Genomic DNA, 22092 nt, shown 5'->3' on the forward strand with positions numbered 1-22092 from the left:
CAAAACAAAAAACCGGCGTTTCCGCCGGTTTTTTATGTTGAATGCGAGGGTTAAAGCTTAGAAAAAGCCCTTTTTCTGCCACCAGCCGCCACGCTTTGGCTTCTGCTCTTCTTTTTCACTCGATGTCACCACCGGCTCAATAATTTTTTCAGGTTCTGCTGCCTTTTGCACCTCGACTGGCTTTTCCGGTTCAGCAGCTTGCTCTACGCTTGGCTCGGCAATCGCAGCTTCTTTCACTTCCGGCTTGGCAGGAGCTTTGCGGGTCCGGCGTTTCGGCTTTACCACTTCGGCGTCTTCTACAGGTGCAGCGGCTTCAGAAGATGCTTCCTCTTCAACGACCTTCTTGCGACCGCGCGGCTTGCGTGCAGGCTTAGCCGGTTCCTCTGACGGATCGGCTGCAACAACATCGTCAGTTGTAGCTTCTTCGCTTTTTGCAGCTTTGCGACCGCGTGGTTTACGCACAGGCTTTGCAGGCTTTTCGACAATTTCAGCAACAGCTGCATCGGCTTCAGGGGCATTTGCTGCCTCAACTGTTGCTGTTTCAGCTGTGGCAACATCGCTGATAATGGCTTCAACAGGGGCTACAATCGCGGTTTCAACAGGTGCCGGGATGACAGGTGTATAACCGACAAATTCAGGGTCAGGTAATTTCTGAGTTTGAAGATCATCCTCGCGGCGATTCTTTCGTCCACCACGGCGACCACGGCGACGCTTCTTACGGCGATCATCTTCGCTTTGTGAATTGCTGCTCTGGAGGTTTGTATCCTCCTCCTCATCTTCGCCAGATGTTTCTGAGCTTAAATCCGTCTGTGCAGACTGCTCATCCTGATCGCGATCACGGCCACCGCGACGACGACGACGCTTGCGGCGCTTGTTACGATCACCTTCTTCACCATTTTCATCGCGAGCCGATGCTTCAGACTTGATTTCTTCTTCCGTCTCATCGTCATCAAGCGGGATGTCCGGATCATTCAGATCATCTTCATAAACGATAGGCGCGGCTGGATGGATTGTCACCGGACGCGTCGAAGGTGCTCCCTTGTCGATGACAAAATTCTGATGCCCGACACTGTCGTCGGCATCAATGCTGATTTCCACACCAAAGCGGCCTTCAAAATCAGCAAGAACCTGACGCTTGTGGTTCAACACATAGAGCGCAGATGCAACGGGTGCACGCACGATAATGTCATAACCCGAATGGCGCAGCAGATAATCTTCGATACCGCGAATAATGTGCAGTGCCATTGAAGAGTCGGAACGGACATGCCCCGTTCCGCCACAATGCTGGCAAACCTGCATTGTGCTTTCGAGAACAGAAGCACGAATGCGCTGGCGCGACATTTCCAGAAGACCGAAATGGGAAATACGGCCAACCTGAATACGCGCACGGTCGTCTTTCAGGCAGTCCTTCATCTTCTTTTCGACGGCGCGGTTATTGCGCTTTTCTTCCATGTCGATGAAATCAACGACAATCAGCCCGGCAAGGTCGCGCAGGCGCAATTGCCGTGCAACTTCTTCGGCCGCCTCCAGATTGGTCTGAAGCGCTGTGTCTTCGATTGAATGTTCACGGGTCGAGCGTCCCGAATTCACATCAATTGCTACCAGTGCTTCGGTCTGGTTAATGATGAGATATCCACCGGATTTCAGCGTCACCTGCGGCAGCAGCATGCGGTCAAGCTGTGCTTCCAGACCATAGCGTGTGAAAACAGGGGTCTGTTCGCGATAGGGCTGAACAACCTTGGCATGGCTCGGCATGAGCATGCGCATGAAGTCTTTAGCTTCGCGATAGCCGGTTTCACCCGCAACGAGAATTTCGGTGATGTCTTTATTATAAAGATCACGGATCGAACGTTTGATCAGGCTGCCTTCCTCATAAACGAGAGAAGGGGCTGTGGATTGCAATGTCAGTGTCCGGACATTTTCCCACATGCGCATCAAATATTCATAGTCGCGCTTTACTTCCGCCTTGGTACGGTTGGCGCCAGCAGTACGCAGAATCACGCCCATGCCCTGCGGCACTTCGAGTTCCTTGACGATTTCCTTGAGACGCTTGCGATCCTGCGGATTGGTGATCTTGCGTGAAATACCACCACCACGGGCAGTATTGGGCATCAGAACGGAATAACGTCCAGCAAGCGACAGATAGGTTGTCAGCGCTGCACCCTTATTGCCGCGCTCTTCTTTCACCACCTGCACCAGAATGATCTGGCGGCGCTTGATGACTTCCTGAATATTATACTGACGTCGATTGGTCCGGCTATGCGAAGGAAGCTCCTCCATGGCATCTTCCGAACCAACGGATTCAACCATGTCTTCTTCGTTTTCGACATCGTTATCGTCGTCATCATCACTATCATTGGCTTCGATAGCTTCTGATACGACGTCTCCGCTCTGCTTCATCAAGGCAATAGCGGGCGTACCGGCCACATAATTTACAAATGCCGGGCCGACCGGTTCTGCTGCCGGCACTCCGTTTGCAGCAATATTTGCGCTCTGTTCACCGTTTTGACCATCCCGACGTCCACGACGGCGATGACGACGCGACCGGTCGTTGTTTCTCACCTTCGGTTCATCTTCGTCATCGTCTTCTGCGCGTGCAGCTTTTGCTTCTGCTTCAAGCAGGGCAAGGCGATCAGCAACAGGGATCTGATAATAGTCCGGGTGGATTTCAGAGAATGCGAGGAAGCCATGACGATTGCCGCCATATTCCACGAATGCAGCCTGAAGGGATGGCTCAACGCGCGTCACGCGTGCAAGATAAATATTTCCCTTTAACTGCTTCTTGTGCTCCGATTCGAAATCGAATTCTTCAATCTTGTTCCCGCGCGTTACGATAACGCGTGTCTCCTCCGGGTGGGAGGCATCGATAAGCATTTTGTTTGACATTATTGTCTTTCCTGCCGGCGCTCAGACGCAAGCCGCGTGCGCCGGACGAAACCCTGAAGGCTGTCGTCCTGGCTGGGGAGCATCTGCCGGATGATAATGGGTTCGGCGGAACAAAGGCTGCTGTGTCTGCGCGCGATGGCCAATTGGCGATCACGGTCTTCAGGCTTGCAATGGTCAGTCTTGCTTGACCCATAGCTGTTCCGTTCGAAACGACCTCATATATGGCCCGAAAAAGCCGGGCCGACCTCTTTGCTCTTTTAAGAGCACTGGCGACAGTGCGTATCCATGCGCCGTCGGCCGATTGAAAACGGAGGCGGCAGGGGAGCCGTATTCCGTTGAATTCTGTGCGGGTTAATGGGTGACGATTTTTTTACGCCACTGTTTTCGCTGGCTTTCCTCGCGCTCCGTTTTAAAAACCGGCAAACGATTCTGACAGCTACTCCATAACCTATCTTAGCTTTTATGGTGTCGTTCGAGTTATGACAAGTATGAATATCAGTTGACACAATTATCGTAATTTGGCCGAAAGATGGGTATAGAAATTATAAAAGGGCCATGGAGGTTGCGTAAAACTGATCTCAAAGCCTTTGTTAACTATGATGCAATATGGTTTGATTCATCAAATGCACGCAATCATAAGTTTTGGACTGAACGGCCGATCTTCGCTTAATTTCTGGTCTTCGATTGATTTATTGTATTCGGATCGCGAGCACCTATGCATTTTATGAGACTGCAAAACATTACCCGCTTTAAAACGAACGCAGGCAATATGTTCGCGCTGCTGGTGGTCTTGTGTGCAGTCTTTATGCATATCGGTCTGGCAAAGGCTGCCGGGGAGGCGCCGCTTTCAGCTCTGACTTATCGAATGGCCGGTGACGATCTGCGTATGCGGGTTGTTGTCATGTTTGATCAAAAGCCAAAAGTTTCGACACTTCTTTTGGCCAATCCTTATCGTCTGGTTTTCGATCTTCCCGAAACCCGTTTTGGTTTTGACGAAACCAGCCTTTCGGCGAGGGGGATTGTGTCCCGCGTGCGCTATGGTCTGGTTGGCAAAAACCGTTCAAGGCTCATTTTGACATTACGCGGACCGTTTAATGTCGAAAATGTTCAGGTCATAAAGAACGAGACCATATCCGGTTACAGGCTTGTTGCGGATATTGTCGCTATATCGGACCGGCAATTTGAACAAAATCTCGCAGCAATCCATGATGTTACAGGGTCAACAGCAGATAAGAATGCAGTGAAAGCGGCATCGCTTTCATCAGATAAGGATGCCGCACATCCGTTTGTTGTGATGATTGATCCCGGGCATGGCGGCATCGACAGCGGTGCGGAAAGCCTCAGCGGTATTAAAGAAAAGGATTTGACGCTCGCTTTTGGCAGGGAGTTGCGCGATCGTCTGGCAAAAGAAAACAATATCCGTGTTTTGATGACGCGCAATGATGACACATTTCTGCGCCTGTCGGAACGTGTGCGTCTGGCCCGGCAACATGCTGCTGATCTGTTTATTTCCATTCATGCAGACACGATCAATCAGGGCGATATTCGCGGCGCTACTGTTTATACCATTTCTGACAAGGCATCGGACTCTGTCGCCCGGGCCATGGCTGAGCGGGAAAATATGTCAGACAGTTTAGGCGGCGCTGTTCCTGAAGCCTTGCCTGAGGTTACTGACATTCTTCTGGACCTTACACGCCGTGAAACCCACACATTTTCCCTCAGTTTTGCGGAAAAGGTCATCAGCTCATTGCAGGGTGAAGTTAATCTGATCAATAATCCACATCGATTTGCAGGGTTTCAGGTTTTACGTGCGCCCGATGTGCCATCTGTATTGATAGAGATCGGATATTTGTCGAATGCGGAAGATGAAAAGCTGATCAGCAATCCGCAATGGCGACGTAAACTCGCAGACCGTATAGCTCAGGCGGTAAAAGCGTTTGAAATGCAGAAGCACCCTGATATTTTGTCAAAAGGTTAGAAAAATGTAATGTTTCGTGGGGCTTGATATTTGCCACCACATATAAGATGCATGGTTGCAACAGTTTACGCTTTTTTGTGACTGCTCCATATTTGTATTGTGCTAATTTGGTAAAATCGTGGAAACGACCTTGCCTTTGACGTATTTGGTAGTCACTAACCAGCTATTGATAATGCAGCGCCAAGCGACGGGCATTGGTTTAATTACTCCCTGATTTGAGGGATGGTCTGAAGGCAGGATTCCGGATTTATGGTAAGGCTTATCGGATATTTCTTTGGTATTGGAACGGTTCTGGCGCTTTTGGTGGCTGGTGGCGCGGCTATCTATATCGGAAGCGTAACCAAGGAATTGCCTGACTACGAAGTGCTCGCCAAATATGAGCCTCCTGTCATGACGCGCGTTCATGCATCAGACGGCAGTCTGATGTCGGAATATGCGCGTGAGCGCCGTATGTATTTGCCAATCCAGGCTGTACCAAACCGTGTGAAGGCGGCTTTTATTTCTGCCGAAGACAAAACCTTCTACGAGCATCACGGCCTTGATTTTGGCGGCTTGGCACGCGCTGTTCTGACCAATGTGAAAAACATGGGGTCGGGGCGTCGTCCTGTCGGTGCATCGACCATTACCCAGCAGGTTGCTAAAAACTTTCTTCTAAGCTCAAACCAGACCTATGATCGCAAGATCAAGGAAGCGATTCTTGCCATGCGTATCGAGCAGGCTTATTCCAAGGATCGCATTCTTGAACTTTATCTCAATGAGATTTTCTTTGGTCTGGGATCTTATGGCATTGCCAGCGCTGCCCTGACATATTTTGATAAATCAGTGGGTGAATTGAGCATTGCCGATGCGGCCTATCTTGCCGCTTTGCCTAAAGGCCCGAACAATTATCACCCGTTCCGTTACCCTGAACGCGCGATTGAACGCCGCAACTGGGTTATCGATCGTATGGCTGAGAATGGTTACATCACAACGCAGGAAGCGGATGAAGCCAAGAAAGAGCCACTTGGTGTTAAAACCCGTACTGCAACCCATTATTTGTTTGCATCTGAATATTTCAGTGAGGAAGTCCGCCGTCAGATTATTCAGAAATATGGTGTTGATGCGCTTTATGAAGGCGGTCTTTCCGTTCGCACGACGCTTAATCCGACCATGCAGGTTGAAGCGCGCAAGGCATTGCAAACTGCCCTGTTGCGCTTTGATGAAGCACGCGGCTGGCGCGGTCCATTAAAACATGTCGAGCTTGGGAGTGATTGGGCAACCGCCTTTGGCGATCTGCAATCATTTGAGGATGTGCCGGAATGGCAATTGGCTGTTGTCCTTAATGTTTCTGCGGCTGGTGCGGATATCGGTTTGCAGCCTGCTATTGATGGTTCGGGCAAGCGCGGCAAGGATCGTACACGCGCTTTCATCGCTGCTGATGATATGAAATGGGCAATGCGTGTTACCAATATTGATGGGAAGCGCAGCAGTGCCAAATCACCGGAAGGTGTCCTTAAAACCGGCGATATAGTCTATGTGTCAAAAGCTGGTGATGGTGAATCGCGCTTCCGCTTGCAGCAGCCGCCGAAGCTTCAGGGTGCACTCGTTGCCATGGATCCGCATACAGGCCGTGTTCTGGCAATGGTCGGAGGCTTTTCCTATGGCCAGTCCGAATTCAACCGCGCAACTCAGGCCTACCGTCAGCCCGGCTCTTCCTTCAAGCCATTTGTTTATGCGGCAGCGCTTGATAATGGCTATACGCCAGCTTCGGTTGTTCTTGATGGACCTCTTGAAGTCAATCAGGGCGGTTCACTTGGTATATGGGCGCCTAAAAACTATTCGGGTAAATTCTCCGGTCCTTCAACACTTCGCTATGGCATTGAGCAATCGCGTAATGTGATGACCGTTCGTCTTGCACAGGACATGGGGATGAGGACCGTTGCTGAATATGCAGAACGTTTTGGTATCTATGACAAGATGCTGCCGGTTCTCTCCATGTCACTCGGAGCCGGTGAAACGACTGTTCTGCGTATGGTGACAGCATATTCGGTTATCGCCAATGGCGGCCAGAGTATTACACCCTCGATGATTGACCGCATTCAGGATCGCTATGGCAAGACTGTTTTCAAGCATGATGGACGTCAATGTGAAGGCTGTAATGCCCAGCAATGGTCGGGTCAGGAAGAGCCGACACTGATCGACAATCGTGATCAGGTTCTGGACCCTATGACGGCTTACCAGATAACCTCGATGATGGAAGGTGTTGTTCAGCGCGGTACTGCACAATTGCTCAAAAGTCTTGATCGTCCACTGGCCGGCAAAACTGGAACGACAAATGACGAAAAAGATGCTTGGTTTGTAGGTTTCACGCCGGATCTCGTTGTTGGTGTTTTCATGGGCTATGATACGCCAACCCCTCTGGGACGTGGTTCGACGGGTGGTGGTCTGGCAGCACCCGTATTCAAAGAATTTGTTGGGGAAGCCTTGGCTGGCAAGCCCAAGGTTGATTTCCGTGTGCCGGAAGGGATGACTCTGATTGCGATCAATCGCAAAACCGGTATGCGCACAAACAAGGGTGATCCGAACCTGATCATGGAAGCATTCAAGCCGGGGACAGGTCCGTCGGACGTCTATTCGGTTATTGGTATGGATCAGTTCCGTGAAGGGGCGCCCGTTCAGCCGCAATCGCCTCAGGCAACCCGTGCAATCAATTCGGGTTCAGGCGGACTTTACTGATCCTCCCTCTTTACACTGCGCCGCGTGCTAATTATGGTCCGCGGCGCTTGAACAGCTTTATGCCTGTTCGGTATGAAGTGTGAGTTCAGCTCTCGGAGCTAGGATTTCTCCATATATTGCAGATTTAATGAAGGAACGATTTGCCCATGCGCGCGGAAATCGAGACGCTGGTTGACGAAATCCAGCAGGCCATAAGCCTGCTGAGGAGGCATCTTTGACTGGGATCAGGCAATTAAACGTCTTGGTTATCTGAATCAAAGATCTGAAGAACCGAATTTTTGGAATGATGCTCAGGAAGCACAGAAGCTGATGCGTGAGCGCCAGCATCTGGAAGACAGCATCAATGGCATCAATATGCTTAAGCAGTCGTTGAACGACAGTATCGAACTCATCGCCATGGGCGAGGAAGAGGACGATAAGTCGATCATCGAGGATGCGGAAAATACGATCCGTGAGCTGAAGGCGGATGTAGACCGTCGTCAGATCGACATGCTGCTTTCTGGCGAAGCGGATGCCAATGATACCTATCTGGAAGTTCATGCAGGCGCTGGCGGTACGGAAAGTCAGGACTGGGCGTCGATGCTTTTGCGTATGTATACACGTTGGGCAGAACGCAGTGGTCGCAAAGTCGAAATAATGGAAGTTCATTACGGCGAAGAAGCTGGCATCAAGTCTGCATCGATTCTTATCAAGGGCCATAATTCCTATGGTATGGCAAAGACGGAATCAGGTGTTCATCGACTGGTCCGTATTTCGCCCTATGATTCCAATGCGCGTCGTCACACATCCTTTGCCAGTATCTGGGTTTACCCGGTCATTGATGACAATATTGATGTGCAGGTAACGGAAGCGGATGTTCGCATCGATACGTATCGTGCGTCAGGTGCAGGCGGTCAGCACGTGAATACGACTGACTCGGCAGTCCGTATTACGCATATTGCATCCGGTATTGTTGTTCAGTGTCAGGCTGAGCGTTCACAGCACAAGAACCGTGAAAAAGCATGGTCCATGCTGCGTGCTCGTCTTTACGAGGAAGAGCTGAAAAAGCGTGAGGAAGCAAGTGATGCTGCCAATGCCAGCAAGACCGATATTGGATGGGGACATCAGATACGCTCCTATGTCTTGCAGCCTTATCAGCTGATCAAGGACTTGCGCACTGGCGTCGAAAGCACCAATCCTCAGGAAGTGCTCGATGGTGCAGTAACGCCTTTCATGGAAGCGGCCCTTGCGCATCGTATTAACGGTGGCGCTGAATTAATCGATGATATTGATTAGAGCATAATCCGACCGGAGTGAAACGAGGATCGATAAGATTATGCTTCAAGTAAAAGGAGTTAGAGCGTCGATCTAATTCAATCAGATCGAAATCCGCTCTAATCATAGCGCATCCCAAAAAGTGGACCCCGGTTTTTGGACGCAGATGCGCGTAAGAACAAACAGATATAGCGCATCCCAGAAAGTGGACCCCGGTTTTTCGGAATGTCTGCTGAAAACAAAAGCCCGGCTTGGAGCCGGGCTTTTTGTTGTATGGCTGCTGGGATATCTAGCTGCGCGGGCCGGTAATAATAGGGTCGATGCCTTGAGACTTTGATAAATCCCATGGGATGAAGACTCCAAGTTCAATGGAAATTCCGGGCGGGGATTCCGATGGCATTTCCGGCAAGGGCTGCATGAGCATTGAAGTTGTTGTTACGGATGCAAGGTTGCGATCTGGATTGATCCGGTATGTGGGAGCATCAATCATATCATTGCCAGTGATGTGAATAATGGCGCCAATACCTGTGATGATAGTAACAAAACAAAGCGTTGTAAGTATCGATTGAGTAAATTTCAAATCCGCCACACTCGCTTTTCCTACCTTTTTGTCAAAGGGCGCGGGTTGCTTCCAGAACGGCTTCAGCATGGCCGGGAACCTTCACTTTTTCCCATATATGCGCAATGCGGCCTTCAGCATCGATCAGAAAAGTCGTGCGTTCAACGCCCATATATTTGCGGCCATACATGCTTTTTTCAACCCACACGCCATAGGCTTCAAGTGCCGTGCGATCTTCATCGGCAGCCAGTTCGACAGTCAGTTCATGTTTCTTGCGAAACTTTGCATGTTTTTCAGCGCTATCAGGCGAAAGGCCAATAATACGCGCTCCAAGCTTGTCAAATTCAAGTTTTAACTGCGAGAATGCAATGGCTTCTTTGGTGCAGCCTGAAGTATCATCTTTTGGGTAGAAATAGATAACGACCGGATTTCCCTTAAGCGATGACAGAGTAATCGTACCGCTGTCAGAGGGCAGGGTGAAATCAGGTGCCAATTCTCCAAGCTGGGGACGAGCCATATCTACGCCTTTCTTTTATGGATAAACGAGCAAATTGCCTGTTAGATTTCAAGATATTGCATTCGGCAACGGCTTTTATAACCTGTATAGCTTGATTGTGTCCTTATTGTCGATGACAGATCGATGATGTTAATCAGCCGTTTGAATGAAATACAGATGTGCAATAAAAGCGGGAATATACAGAGTTTTTGTAAGGTGATTTGTGTGGGCAGGCATTTACGGAAATTAATTGTTCGGCAGGAATATTGACAGATAAACCGCGAAAAATCCGCTTCAGCAGGCGGGAGTTAAAACGAATCGAACGTCTTGCAACGCAAGGCGAAGAGGGTATTTCGATTGCTTGCGTTCGCCCGCGGCGTTCATTTTTAAAGTGGTGTTCATATGCTTCCCTGTCGCTGTTGATTGTACTTGTTCTGGTCGGGGGTGCAGGATTCGTTCTTTTACGCAGTGGTGTGAATAGTGATTTGCTGCGTGATGAGACACAAAAAGGTCTGGCTAATGTACTCGGTCATGGCGCATCCGCTGCGATAGGCAGTGTTGGTCTCTCGCTTGATCAGAACTCTCTGGTTGCATTGGAAGCGCGAGACGTTTCAATTTCTGATCCGGATTACGGTATCAGTATTAAAAATATTGAATCTGTGCGTCTTGGACTGGCGCCATTGCCGTTATTGACAGGCAGTCTCCGGGTTTCTGAACTGGAGGTTGATGGTGCTTTTTTTGATCTGCCGGAGCAGGAGGGGGCGGGCTTCTGGAAGTTCCTGCCCTATGATAATAAGGGCTATGTGGATTTTGATGCGCTGTCCGCAGAGCTTTTCTCGACCATGCGCCGCAACCTTGAATTGCTTCACAACCAGAATACACGGGCAATCGGTTTTCAAAACACAATCATCCGCTTCCATACCGGTGATATACAGCAAAGCATCGACATTAAAAAACTGCGCCTGATTGAAAATGCAGGAAAAATTTCAGTTGAAGGCAATGTTGTCTGGCAGAATAAGGCTATTACAATCAATGGTAATATTGATCGTAAAGGTTCTGAAAATGACCTTGATGCTTTTAGAATCCAGATTGGCAACCTGCCGGTCAATCTGGGTTCACCGGAAGAGGTTTCACAGCTTATAGAAGGCAACCGGGTTAATCCTGCTCATTTTGATCTCAACGCAATTGCAAACCTCACCTTGTCCGGTCAGGCTGCAACTGGCGACAGTCCGGAACGCATTTCCGCCGAGCTTTCAGTCAAAGACGTAAATATGGAGCTTGGCCGTGTCGCAGATATACGCGGTGAAGCATTGCTTCGACTTGAGCATGAGGTTGGCAGCGGCAAAATTGAAGTAAAACCATCACGCATAGGTTTAGGCGGGCTAAGGGCTGAATTTAACGGTGCCTTTGGACCTGATCCGGCAAGCGAACCGGGCAACCCTGCCTATCGTTTTGAAGTGCTGACAAGCTCTGCCACCAGCAGACCGCTGGAATCCAGTGATCCGGCAGTATCCTTCGGTGTTAAAATTGCCGGGCGTTATCTGGCGGATCAGCAGCGCCTTCAGTTTTCTAATCTTGATATTCAGACCGGCACGGGTGAGCTGTATGGTCAGGGCAGCATGGGCTTTGGCAACGGCTCACCAGAGATGATTTTCATGTTGCGCATTCCTGAAATGGCGGTTGCGGATGCAAAACATCTTTGGCCGATCGATGTAGCTGACGGAGCACGCGAATGGGTTTTGAAAAACCTGTTCGGAGGAACATTGAAGGATAGCCATATTGATATTTCCCTGGCTGGAGGGCGCTTTAATGGACCGGGTTTACCGCCGCCGCTGACCAGCGAGGAAGTTAAGGCTGATTTCAATGTTTCTGACACCCGGTTTGATGTGATCGGCGATTTGCCTCCCGTTCGTGATGTTGCCGGCAACATTTCCGTGCGTGGTGCACATACAACCATCAAGCTGGCGAAAGGGATTGCCTACACACCTGATAACCGGCAAGCCTCTGTTTCTGAAGGTACTCTTGTTATTCCCTGGGGGCCACAGCGCCCGGTGATAGCAGAGCTTGATCTGCTGGTGACTGGTGCCGCACCTGCAATTGCCGAGATTGCCGGTAAGAAGCCTATCAATATTTTAAAAAATGTTCCTTTCACACCGGAGGACGTCACAGGTGATGTCAAGGCCCGTGTGAAAGTCGGTTTTGCAGTAACCAAAGGTGCGCCTGCGGGCACGCTTACATGGAATGCGGATATTGCTTTCAATGATTTAGCTATATCGAAACCTGTTGGTGGCTCAAAAGTCAGTGGCGCGAATGGTAATATCAAGGTTGATCAGACTGCCGCAATCATAAGCGCTGATGCAAAGCTCGACGATATTCCGGCAAAAATTTCAATGACCGAGCCAGTTAATCGTGCCGGCCCTGCGAAACGAGATCAAAAGATCAGGCTTGATCTGGATGATAACGTGCGCAACAGGGTGCTTCCTGGATTGAAGGATTTGTTTTCCGGGCCAATCTCTATTGATCTGGGAATGGAAGAAAATAACAAGCGTCGTGCCACGGTGGACTTTGGAAAAGCGCAGATTGATCTGCCCTGGCTTGGATGGCGTAAAGGGAGCGGGATACCGGCGAAAGCTACATTTGAAGTGGTTAAAACGGGTGAAGAAGGCAAGGTCGACATAAATAATCTGGTTCTGACGGGTGATACGTTCGGAGCCAGAGGTAATCTTTCGATTGCAGGCGGCGAAGTTCAGTCAGCAGACTTCAGTGACTTGCACCTTACGCGTTCGGACAAGATGAGCTTAAAGGTAAGCAAAGCCACGGGTGGATATCGTGTGTCAGTGCGCGGGTCTCAGTTCGATGCGCGTTCTATTATTAAACAGGCTTTGGATACCAGTAAAAAACAAAATAGTCCTGGCGGTCAGCATTCCCGGGTTGTTGTAAGCGCACAGATTGACGAAGTTAGCGGTTTTAATGGCGAGAAGTTACGCAATATGGCTGTTTCATATGAAAATGCCGGCAGCAAGATTTCCGGCATTTCAGTCAATGCAGTCACTTCTTCGGGGCAGGCATTTGTTGCCACGAATAATGATCAGGGTGATGCGCGTTCCGTATCGTTGCAATCCAATGATGCAGGTGCGGTTCTTCGTTTTTTCGACTTTTATGACAAGATGCGTGGCGGCAAAATTACCGTTGGTCTGGCTGGCCAGGGCAATGGGCCTTTGCGCGGACAGATTGATGCCCGGAATTTTTCGATTATTAATGAACCTCGACTGGCAAAAATTGTATCAAGCTCTCCTGCAAGCGGGGGCAATAGTCTCAATCAGGCTGTCAAGCGCGACATTGATGTATCACGGGTAGATATTGAACGCGGCTTTGCCCTGATTGACAAGGGCGAAGGATATATGAAGCTTTCCAAAGGGGTGGTGCGCGGTCCATCGGTAGGAACGACGTTTCAGGGAACGCTTTATGATCCGCAGGGGAATATGTCCATGACTGGTACATTCATGCCAGCTTATGGTGTGAACCGTATTTTTGGTGAAGTGCCGATCTTTGGTGCGCTTTTGGGAAATGGCCGGGATCGCGGTCTTCTTGGTATTACGTTCAAGCTTGAAGGCACAGCCAAGGCGCCACAAGTGATCGTTAATCCGATTTCAATTATTGCGCCCGGTATTTTCCGTTCGATCTTTGAATTTTAATGGATAATAAAAAGCCCGGCCTAGCCGGGCTTTTTGCTGTTATTTCATGCCGTCAGGCTGGACGGATCAGCACATGTTTCTTCTTGCCAAGCGAAACCTTGATAACGCCTTGCTCGTTAAGAGCTGTTGCATTGATGCTCAGACGTGGGTCGCTAACAACTTCATCATTGATGCGCACTGCGCCGCCTTCAATGTGACGACGCGCTTCACCATTGGTGGTGCAGAGTTCTGCAAGAACCATAAGTGCCAGAACGCCAATGCCGTCATTAAGCGTTGCTTTATGCACACCGACAGTTGGAAGGTTTTGTGATAATTCACCTTCTTCAAAGGTCTTGCGCGCTGTTTCCGCGGCTTCTTCGGCTGCTTCACGGCCATGCAGGATAGCGGTGATTTCGGAAGCGAGAATCTTTTTTGCTTCGTTGATTTCTGAACCGCCAAGCTCTGCAAGCTTTGCAATCTCATCCATAGGCAAGGTTGTGTACAGCTTCAGGAAGCGTTCCACATCTGCGTCTTCCGTATTACGCCAATACTGCCAGAAGTCATAGGCGCTGAGCATATCGGAGTTAAGCCAGATAGCGCCACCCAGCGATTTGCCCATCTTCTGGCCTGAAGATGTGGTCAACAAAGGCGAGGTGAGGGCATAAAGCTGTGGGGTTCCCATACGGTGGCCAAGATCGATACCGTTGATAATATTGCCCCACTGATCCGATCCGCCCATCTGAAGGCGCACGCCATAACGTTTGTTGAGTTCAACAAAGTCATAAGCCTGAAGGATCATATAGTTGAATTCGAGGAATGACAGCGACTGTTCACGATCAAGGCGCATCTTTACCGAATCAAACGACAACATGCGGTTGACCGAGAAATGGCGGCCGACATCGCGCAGAAATTCGAGATAATTAATATCGCGTAACCAGTCGGCATTATTGACCATCAGCGCATCTTTCGGACCATCACCGAAAGTCAGGTAGTTTGCAAAGACACGTTTGATACCGGCAATATTATCGGCGATTGTATCTTCGGTCATCAGCTTGCGTGCTTCATCCTTGAAGGACGGATCGCCAACCATGCCTGTACCGCCGCCCATAAGAGCCATGGCACGATGGCCGGTTTGTTGCAGCCAGTGCAGCATCATAATCTGAATCAGGCCGCCAGCATGCAGGCTTGGCGCTGTCGGATCAAAGCCAATATAAGCTGTCACGGTTTCTTTGACCAACAATTCATCAAGGCCACTTTCATCAGACATCTGATGAATGAAGCCGCGCTCGGAAAGCGTGTGAAGAAAATCGGATTTAAAACCGGACATGCCCTTTTCCTGACTGATTAGGCGAGAATGAAGATGACGGTAAGTAAGTGCTTACCGCCTTATGATAATTTGCCTTTAGCATCATTCAGGCGGAAATAACAAGGAAAGTCCGGTATGGCCGATTTGAAACGCGCAATTGGGTTGATGAGCGGTACTTCAATGGATGGCATCGATATTGCTCTTGTTATCACCGATGGCGAGAATTTGGTCGAACGTGGACCGTCCAGTGCGGTTGCTTATTCCGATGGATTTCGTGCGCGGTTGAAAGCTGCACTTGTTGATGCGCGAACTATCAGTGATCGTCATGCGCGTCCCGGCATTCTCAAACAACTTGAGCATGACCAGACCCTATTCCATGCGATTGTCCTACAGGATTTTCTCTTTCAGCACTGCTTGAAACCTGAAGAGATTGATGTGATCGGGTTTCACGGTCAAACCGTGTTGCACCGTCCGTTCGAGGGATTGACAGTCCAGATCGGTGACGGAGCATTACTGGCCAGAGAGACAGGCATTCCTGTGGTCTATGATATGCGGGCTGAAGATATGCGTCATGGCGGTGAGGGCGCTCCTTTGATTCCCGCTTATCATGCAGCTCTCGCAGCCAATCTGCCTGCAGGGATTGAGGGGCCTGCAGTCTTCGTCAATATTGGCGGCATATCCAACCTTACTTATGTTGGAAATGACGGCACATTGGTGGCCTATGACAGTGGGCCGGGTAATATGCTCATTGATCAGTGGATGGAGTTGCATGAACAGGGCAACTTTGATCAAGGCGGTATAACGGCTATGAATGGCAGGGTGGATGAAGCTCTTGCGGCTCGCTATCTTGGTCATGAATTTTTTAAAGGAAATCAACGCCGGTCATTGGATCGGGGTGATTTTGTTGTACCTGCCAAAGGCGAGGCAAATCTGGCCAATGGTGCCCGTACATTGGCTTATGTCAGTGCTGCCTCTATTTTGCGTTCGGCTTCACATCTGCCTTCAAAGCCACGAACCTATATTGTCAGCGGTGGCGGTCGTAAGAATGCAGCAATTATAAGTGAACTGGGTGTGCTTGCAGGGCGCGAAGGTGCATCTGTTGTTGATGCGGACAAGCTCGATATTGATGGTGATGCAATGGAAGCGGAGGCATGGGCCTATCTGGCAGTCCGTTCCATGCGTGGTTTACCCCTGACATATCCCACTACAACAGGTTGCGATCGGCCAGTATCGGGCGGAGTTCTTGTGCTGCCGTAAAAATAAAGCCCGATGAAGATGATCACCGGGCTTTCGTAATATCAATTTTTCAAGCCGTTTAACGCAGACGTTTCTGGCGGATTTCAACCAGTTCACCGGCAAGACGGCGTTCCAGATATTCGGAACATTCATCGATCAGCTGATCACCCATGCCGGTGAAGAAATGGTTCGCACCGGGCATCGTGTTCTGGGTAATTGTGATGCCCTTCTGCGTCTTGAGTTTGTCCACAAGCACCTGAACGTCTTTCGGAGGTGCAACCTTGTCCTGATCGCCATGAATGATCAGACCGGATGAAGGGCATGGCGCGAGAAATGCAAAATCATAGGTGTTGGGCTGCGGGGCAACCGAAATAAAGCCTTCGATTTCCGGGCGGCGCATCAGAAGCTGCATGCCAATCCACGAGCCGAAGGAATAACCGGCAACCCAGCAATTCTTGGAATCAGGATGAAGCGCCTGCACCCAGTCGAGTGCGCTTGCGGCATCTGATAATTCACCCGCGCCATGATCAAACTCACCCTGACTGCGACCAATGCCACGGAAGTTGAAGCGAAGCGTTGTAAAACCACGTTGCTGAAACATGTAGAAAAGATCATAGACGATCTTGTTGTTCATCGTTCCACCAAATTGCGGATGCGGATGCAGGATAAGTGCAATCGGCGCGTTCTTTTCCCGTGAAGGCTGGTAGCGTCCTTCGAGGCGACCGGCTGGACCGTTGAAAATGACTTCTGGCATGTTTACTCCGCTGGTAATCGGAAGGTCGGTTCACGGGTGGCGAACTTGACGTGATGAACTTGACGTGGCTGTGCGCCGCTTCTAGAACCGAATTGAAATTTCGTTAGACTGAACCGATGTTCAGTGCCTTATCTGGCTTAATAGGCTTTTCCTGATTGAAAATTCAAGAAAATTGCGCTTATCGCCATTTAAAGGCTTCGCTTAGGAGATAGTATCGGTGAACGGAACCGGCAAGAGGCTCTATCTGGATTATAATGCCAGTGCGCCATTGCTCGATGAAGCACGCAATGCGGTCATCGAGGCATTAGGCATGACCGGCAACCCGTCATCAGTTCACAGTGAGGGGCGAGCGGCACGTGGATTGGTCGAATCAGCCCGCCGCAGTGTGGCAGCGCTTGTGAATGCCAAAGCCGATCACGTCTTTTTCACATCAGGCGCGACCGAAGCAGCATCCACGCTTTTGACACCAGTCTATATGATGGGGCGCTCTCCGGTGCGTCTGTCCCATCTTTATGTGAGCGCGACCGAGCATCCCTGTATGCTGGCTGGCGGGCAATTTGCGCTGGAAAATATCACCATCCTTCCTGTCGATGAAAATGGTGTCCTGCGGCTTGATGCTTTGAAACAAGCCCTTATCGATCATGATAAAAGTGCAGGGCTTCCGCTTGTCGCAGTGCAGGCTGCCAATAATGAGACCGGTGTGATCCAGCCAATCCGTGAGATTGCTGCAATTGTCAAAGCTTCGGGCGGTGTTTTCGTTGTTGATGCAGTACAGGCCGCAGGTCGTATTAAATTAGATATTACAGATAATTGCGGAGATTATTTAATAATCTCATCGCACAAGATTGGCGGACCAAAGGGCGTTGGGGCCGTGATCGCGATTTCTGATCTCATGATGCCTAAGGCGCTGGTCCGGGGGGGCGGTCAGGAAAAGGGACATCGCGCAGGTACAGAGGCGCTGCCGCTCATTGCGGGTTTTGGCAAGGCGGCAGATATTGCAGCCCAACGACTGAACGGCAATGGCTGGTCTGTGCAAGCGCGTGACCGGCTGGAAGCAGGGCTGCTGGAAATCGCCCCTGATGCGACAATCCATGGCAAGGCTGTGGCGCGGCTTCCGAACACCACCTTTTTCTCGCTCAAAGGCCAGAAGGCTGAAACCGTTCAGATCGCATTCGATCTTGGTGGAATAGCTCTCTCGGCAGGATCTGCCTGTTCCTCGGGTAAGGTCGGACCAAGTCATGTATTGGCGGCCATGGGGCATGAAGATGGTCCCGGTGCGATCCGCGTTTCGCTGGAACCGGATGTTTCAATAGAATCTGTCGATCAGTTTCTTGATGTTTTGCGCAAGATTGTCGCCCGTCATGTGCGCTCAAAGGCTGGTTAGACACGCAAACAGTGGTAACTGAGTAAAATAATCTTGAATTTTACGGGCAAATTTAAAGCCGGGCTTGAAATTAAGTTTAGAAGGGTTTTAAAGAAGCTTCACGCACACTATATTGTGGCGAGGATAGCAACTATCATTGCCCTGACGTTTGCAACTGTCGGACCTTGAATTCGACGAGGATGGAGAACGCCAATGCCTGCAGTGCAGGAGACCATTGATCAGGTTCGCGGTTTGGACGTGGACCAGTATAAATACGGGTTTGAGACAACCATCGAATCCGAAAAGGCCCCGAAGGGGCTTAATGAAGACATCATTCGCTTCATTTCCGCCAAGAAAGACGAGCCGGAATGGATGCTGGAGTGGCGTCTGAAAGCCTATGAACGCTGGCTCACCATGGAAGAGCCTGCATGGGCACGTGTCGATTATCCAAAGATCGATTTTCAGGATGCATATTATTATGCAGCGCCGAAAAATCAGACCGGTCCTAAATCGCTGGATGAAGTCGACCCGGAACTGCTTCGCACTTATGAAAAGCTTGGTATTCCTTTGCGCGAGCAGGAAATTCTTGCTGGTGTGCGCAAGCAGGGCGATCCAAGCGAGATTGATGAAAACCCATCGGATAATGTCTATGCATCGGGCCGTGTGGCCGTTGATGCAGTTTTTGACAGTGTGTCCGTTGTTACAACCTTTAAGGAAGAGCTTGCCAAGGCTGGCGTGATCTTCTGCTCGATCTCGGAAGCCATTCGCGAGCATCCTGAACTGGTTCAGAAATATCTCGCTTCCGTTGTTCCTGTTTCGGACAATTATTATGCGACACTCAACTGTGCTGTCTTCACAGATGGTTCATTTGTCTATGTGCCGAAGGGCGTTCGCTGCCCGATGGAGCTTTCAACCTATTTCCGTATCAATGAAAAAAATACGGGCCAGTTTGAACGCACGCTGATCATTGCTGAAGAGGGCGCTTACGTCTCTTATCTTGAAGGCTGCACTGCACCGCAACGCGATGAAAACCAGCTTCATGCAGCAGTTGTTGAACTGATTGCGCTCGATAATGCCGAGATCAAATATTCGACCGTGCAGAACTGGTATCCGGGCGACAGCAGCGGCAAGGGCGGTATCTATAATTTCGTGACCAAGCGTGGCGATTGCCGTGGCGATAATTCCAAGATTTCGTGGACGCAGGTTGAAACCGGCTCGGCGGTAACGTGGAAATATCCATCATGCATTTTGCGTGGTGACAATTCGCGCGGCGAGTTCTATTCGATTGCCGTATCCAATGGTTATCAGCAGATCGATAGTGGTACCAAGATGATCCATCTTGGCAAGAACACATCGAGCCGTATCATTTCCAAGGGTATTTCGGCAGGAAATTCCAGCAATACCTACCGCGGACAGGTTTCGGCCCATCGCAAGGCCGAGAATGCCCGTAACTTCACCCAATGCGACAGTCTTTTGATCGGCAATGATTGCGGTGCGCATACTGTGCCCTATATCGAGGCAAAGAATGCCACAGCGCAGTTTGAACATGAGGCAACCACTTCCAAGATTTCGGAAGATCAGCTGTTTTACGTCATGCAGCGCGGCATACCGGAAGAAGAGGCAATCGCGCTCATCGTCAATGGTTTTGTGAAGGAAGTCATTCAGGAACTGCCAATGGAATTTGCTGTCGAGGCACAGAAGCTCATCGGCATTTCGCTTGAAGGCAGCGTCGGATAATCCGACGCGCTTGTGACTGCCTTTCTCCAATTTTTCTGACCAGCCTTTTCCTGGTACAAGAACAAGGTTTATACCCATGCTTGAGATCAAGAACCTTCATGCAAAGATCGCTGACACGGATACCGAGATTATCCGTGGTCTTAATCTGACCGTAAACAAGGGCGAAGTTGCTGCCATTATGGGGCCGAACGGCTCCGGCAAGTCGACCCTGTCCTATATTCTTGCAGGTCGCGACGATTACGAAGTGACCGAAGGTGATATTCTTTACAATGGCGAGTCGATCCTTGAACTGGATCCTGCCGAGCGTGCTGCAAAGGGCATCTTTCTTGCGTTCCAGTATCCGATGGAAATTCCCGGCGTTGCCACGATGGAATTTTTAAAGGTTGCAATGAACAGCCAGCGCAAGGCGCGTGGCGAAGCAGAACTGAAGATTCCTGAATTTATAAAGCGCGTTAAAGACGTTGCCGGTGGCCTCAACATCGATATGGCTATGCTTAAGCGTCCGCTGAATGTCGGCTTTTCGGGCGGCGAGAAAAAGCGTGCAGAAATTCTTCAGATGCAGCTTCTTGAACCAAGTCTTTGCGTTCTCGACGAAACAGATTCCGGCCTTGATATTGATGCGCTGAAGATCGTTTCAGATGGTGTGAATGCGCTGCGTTCACCGGACCGCGCTGTCATTGTGATCACCCACTATCAGCGTTTGCTTGATTATATTGTGCCTGACAGTGTGCATGTTCTTTATAAGGGACAGGTCATCAAATCGGGTGATAAAACACTCGCAAATCACCTTGAAGAAAATGGCTATGCTGACATCATCGGCGAAGTAGCTTGAGGAGGGGATTATGAATATCCAGACCTCTCCGAATGCAAAGCCACGGACACCTGCTGAGAGTGTGTTGATCGACAGCTTCGCAACCCGCATGGGTGAATTGCCGGGCAATGGCGATGTTGTGGTTGCACGCGACAATGCGCTGGAAGAGTTGAAAACTCATGGTCTTCCTTCGCGCCGTATTGAAAGCTGGCATTATACGGATTTCCGCACGTTGCTGAAAACTGTACCGGATTTCAATCCGGCAGCCGGAAGCAAGGCACTTGTCCCACTGCTTGCAGGTTCGACTATTCTGGCTGCCAGCAATGGTGCGGCACTTGCAGCCAAGGCCCCGGAAGGCGTGACGCTGACGAGCGTGCATGATGCACTGGCTTCAGGATCGCTTGTTTCACAGCTTAATATGCGTGGCTTTGACGATACAATTGGGCAAATCAACGCTGCCTATGTTAGCGATGGCTGGGCTGTTTCGGTTGCTGATAATATCGAACTTGCTGCACCGCTTGAAATTCAGAACATCCAGAAGTCCGGGCAGAGCCATATGCGCTTTCCGGTTGAAATTGGATCAAATTCCAAGGCAACGATCATCGAGCGTCAGACTGGTGGCGATGAGGGCGATGCTTTTTCGACCTCTGTCAGCCATGTGAGTGTGGGGGATGGTGCCGATGTTATCTGGGTTATCCTGCGTGATTTTGCGCATTCAACACAGCTTGCGCAGTTCAATGCAACGATTGGCGCTGGCTCAAAGCTCACACTTTACATCGTCAATGCCGGTGGCAAGCTGGTGCGTCAGGAAGTTCATCTGAACGTAACGGGTGAAGATTCCGATTTTGAACTGCGTGGCCTCAATCTGTTGGCAGATGATTCCCACACAGACATTACGATGACTGTGGCGCATCAGGTTGAGAATACGCGCTCGACCCAGATCATCCGCAATGTGGTCAAAGACCGCGCACGCGGCGTTTTTCAGGGCATGATCCGTGTAGCGCAGATCGCTCAGAAAACTGACGCACGCATGGCTTGCAACACATTGCTGCTGTCTGACGACGGTGAGTTTGATGCAAAGCCTGAGTTGGAAATCTTTGCTGATGACGTGGCTTGCGGTCACGGTGCAACGGTTACAGAGCTTTCCAAAGACTATCTTTTCTATCTGATGGCACGCGGTATTCCTGAAAACGAAGCCCGTGGACTGCTGATCAAGGCTTTCATAGCCGAGATCATTGAAGAGCTCGAAAATGAAGCATTGGTCGAGGCACTTGAAGACGTGCTCTCAAACTGGCTTTCAGCTCACGCTTGAGCAAACAAGAC

General features: G+C 50.1%; 15 protein-coding genes. 10 read left to right on the forward strand and 5 right to left on the reverse strand.

Annotated features, from left to right (window positions below):
- Positions 1-57 precede the first annotated feature (57 nt).
- On the reverse strand, positions 58-2886 hold the full coding sequence (locus FHY56_RS10950) for an Rne/Rng family ribonuclease (RefSeq protein WP_140905200.1): 2829 nt from the start codon (positions 2884-2886) through the stop codon (positions 58-60).
- Between the two features lie 2 nt (positions 2887-2888).
- Here FHY56_RS10950 and FHY56_RS10955 point away from each other — a divergent pair, with 2 nt between their 5' ends.
- The 4 genes from FHY56_RS10955 to prfB all read left to right on the forward strand — a co-directional run bounded on the left by FHY56_RS10955 (position 2889) and on the right by prfB (position 8854).
- The gene (locus FHY56_RS10955; protein ID WP_140905250.1) at positions 2889-3074 is read left to right on the forward strand and encodes a hypothetical protein; all 186 of its coding nucleotides are present in this window, start codon (positions 2889-2891) and stop codon (positions 3072-3074) included.
- A 617-nt stretch (positions 3075-3691) separates the two neighbouring features.
- Positions 3692-4864 (forward strand): N-acetylmuramoyl-L-alanine amidase, encoded by a 1173-nt coding sequence (locus tag FHY56_RS10960; protein ID WP_328595375.1) that lies wholly within the window; start codon positions 3692-3694, stop codon positions 4862-4864.
- Positions 4865-5113: 249 nt separating this feature from the next.
- Positions 5114-7579, forward strand: coding sequence for a penicillin-binding protein 1A (locus FHY56_RS10965; RefSeq protein ID WP_140905201.1), 2466 nt, complete (start codon positions 5114-5116; stop codon positions 7577-7579).
- Positions 7580-7725: 146 nt separating this feature from the next.
- Positions 7726-8854 (forward strand): peptide chain release factor 2 gene (prfB, locus tag FHY56_RS10970; RefSeq protein ID WP_140905202.1). Its coding sequence is split into 2 segments (ribosomal slippage): positions 7726-7794 and positions 7796-8854, totalling 1128 coding nucleotides; the frame shifts between segments, so codons are not numbered across the junction.
- 268 nt (positions 8855-9122) lie between these two features.
- On the opposite strand, the gene FHY56_RS10975 is transcribed toward prfB, so the two are convergent.
- Both FHY56_RS10975 and FHY56_RS10980 read right to left on the reverse strand, forming a co-directional pair.
- Positions 9123-9482, reverse strand: a complete 360-nt coding sequence (locus tag FHY56_RS10975; RefSeq protein ID WP_140905203.1) for a hypothetical protein — start codon at positions 9480-9482, stop codon at positions 9123-9125.
- The gene (locus tag FHY56_RS10980) at positions 9445-9909 is read right to left on the reverse strand and encodes a peroxiredoxin (protein ID WP_140905204.1); all 465 of its coding nucleotides are present in this window, start codon (positions 9907-9909) and stop codon (positions 9445-9447) included. The genes FHY56_RS10975 and FHY56_RS10980 overlap by 38 nt, the downstream gene beginning before the upstream one ends.
- 245 nt (positions 9910-10154) lie before the next feature.
- Between FHY56_RS10980 and FHY56_RS10985 the strand changes: the two genes are divergently transcribed.
- Positions 10155-13583: a DUF3971 domain-containing protein gene (locus FHY56_RS10985; RefSeq protein WP_140905205.1), complete on the forward strand. Its 3429-nt coding sequence runs from the start codon at positions 10155-10157 to the stop codon at positions 13581-13583.
- A 52-nt stretch (positions 13584-13635) separates the two neighbouring features.
- Here FHY56_RS10985 and tyrS read toward each other — a convergent pair whose 3' ends face one another.
- Positions 13636-14889 (reverse strand): tyrosine--tRNA ligase, encoded by a 1254-nt coding sequence (tyrS, locus tag FHY56_RS10990; RefSeq protein WP_140905206.1) that lies wholly within the window; start codon positions 14887-14889, stop codon positions 13636-13638.
- 114 nt (positions 14890-15003) lie between these two features.
- Between tyrS and FHY56_RS10995 the strand changes: the two genes are divergently transcribed.
- The gene (locus FHY56_RS10995; protein ID WP_140905207.1) at positions 15004-16125 is read left to right on the forward strand and encodes an anhydro-N-acetylmuramic acid kinase; all 1122 of its coding nucleotides are present in this window, start codon (positions 15004-15006) and stop codon (positions 16123-16125) included.
- A gap of 58 nt (positions 16126-16183) precedes the next feature.
- On the opposite strand, the gene FHY56_RS11000 is transcribed toward FHY56_RS10995, so the two are convergent.
- Positions 16184-16858, reverse strand: coding sequence for an alpha/beta hydrolase (locus FHY56_RS11000; RefSeq protein ID WP_140905208.1), 675 nt, complete (start codon positions 16856-16858; stop codon positions 16184-16186).
- Positions 16859-17075: 217 nt separating this feature from the next.
- On the opposite strand from FHY56_RS11000, the gene FHY56_RS11005 reads away from it, so the two are divergent.
- The 4 genes from FHY56_RS11005 (at position 17076) to sufD (ending at position 22081) form a co-directional block, all read left to right on the forward strand.
- Positions 17076-18242 (forward strand): cysteine desulfurase family protein, encoded by a 1167-nt coding sequence (locus FHY56_RS11005; RefSeq protein ID WP_140905209.1) that lies wholly within the window; start codon positions 17076-17078, stop codon positions 18240-18242.
- Positions 18243-18434: 192 nt separating this feature from the next.
- Positions 18435-19958, forward strand: a complete 1524-nt coding sequence (sufB, locus tag FHY56_RS11010) for a Fe-S cluster assembly protein SufB (RefSeq protein ID WP_140905210.1) — start codon at positions 18435-18437, stop codon at positions 19956-19958.
- A 76-nt stretch (positions 19959-20034) separates the two neighbouring features.
- Entirely contained in the window at positions 20035-20790 is a 756-nt protein-coding gene (gene sufC, locus FHY56_RS11015; RefSeq protein WP_140905211.1) for a Fe-S cluster assembly ATPase SufC, read from the forward strand.
- A 10-nt stretch (positions 20791-20800) separates the two neighbouring features.
- Positions 20801-22081: a Fe-S cluster assembly protein SufD gene (sufD, locus tag FHY56_RS11020; RefSeq protein ID WP_140905212.1), complete on the forward strand. Its 1281-nt coding sequence runs from the start codon at positions 20801-20803 to the stop codon at positions 22079-22081.
- The last annotated feature ends 11 nt before the right edge of the window (positions 22082-22092 follow it).

It is taken from the genome of Brucella gallinifaecis (assembly GCF_006476605.1).
GTDB classification, from domain to species: domain Bacteria; phylum Pseudomonadota; class Alphaproteobacteria; order Rhizobiales; family Rhizobiaceae; genus Brucella; species Brucella gallinifaecis.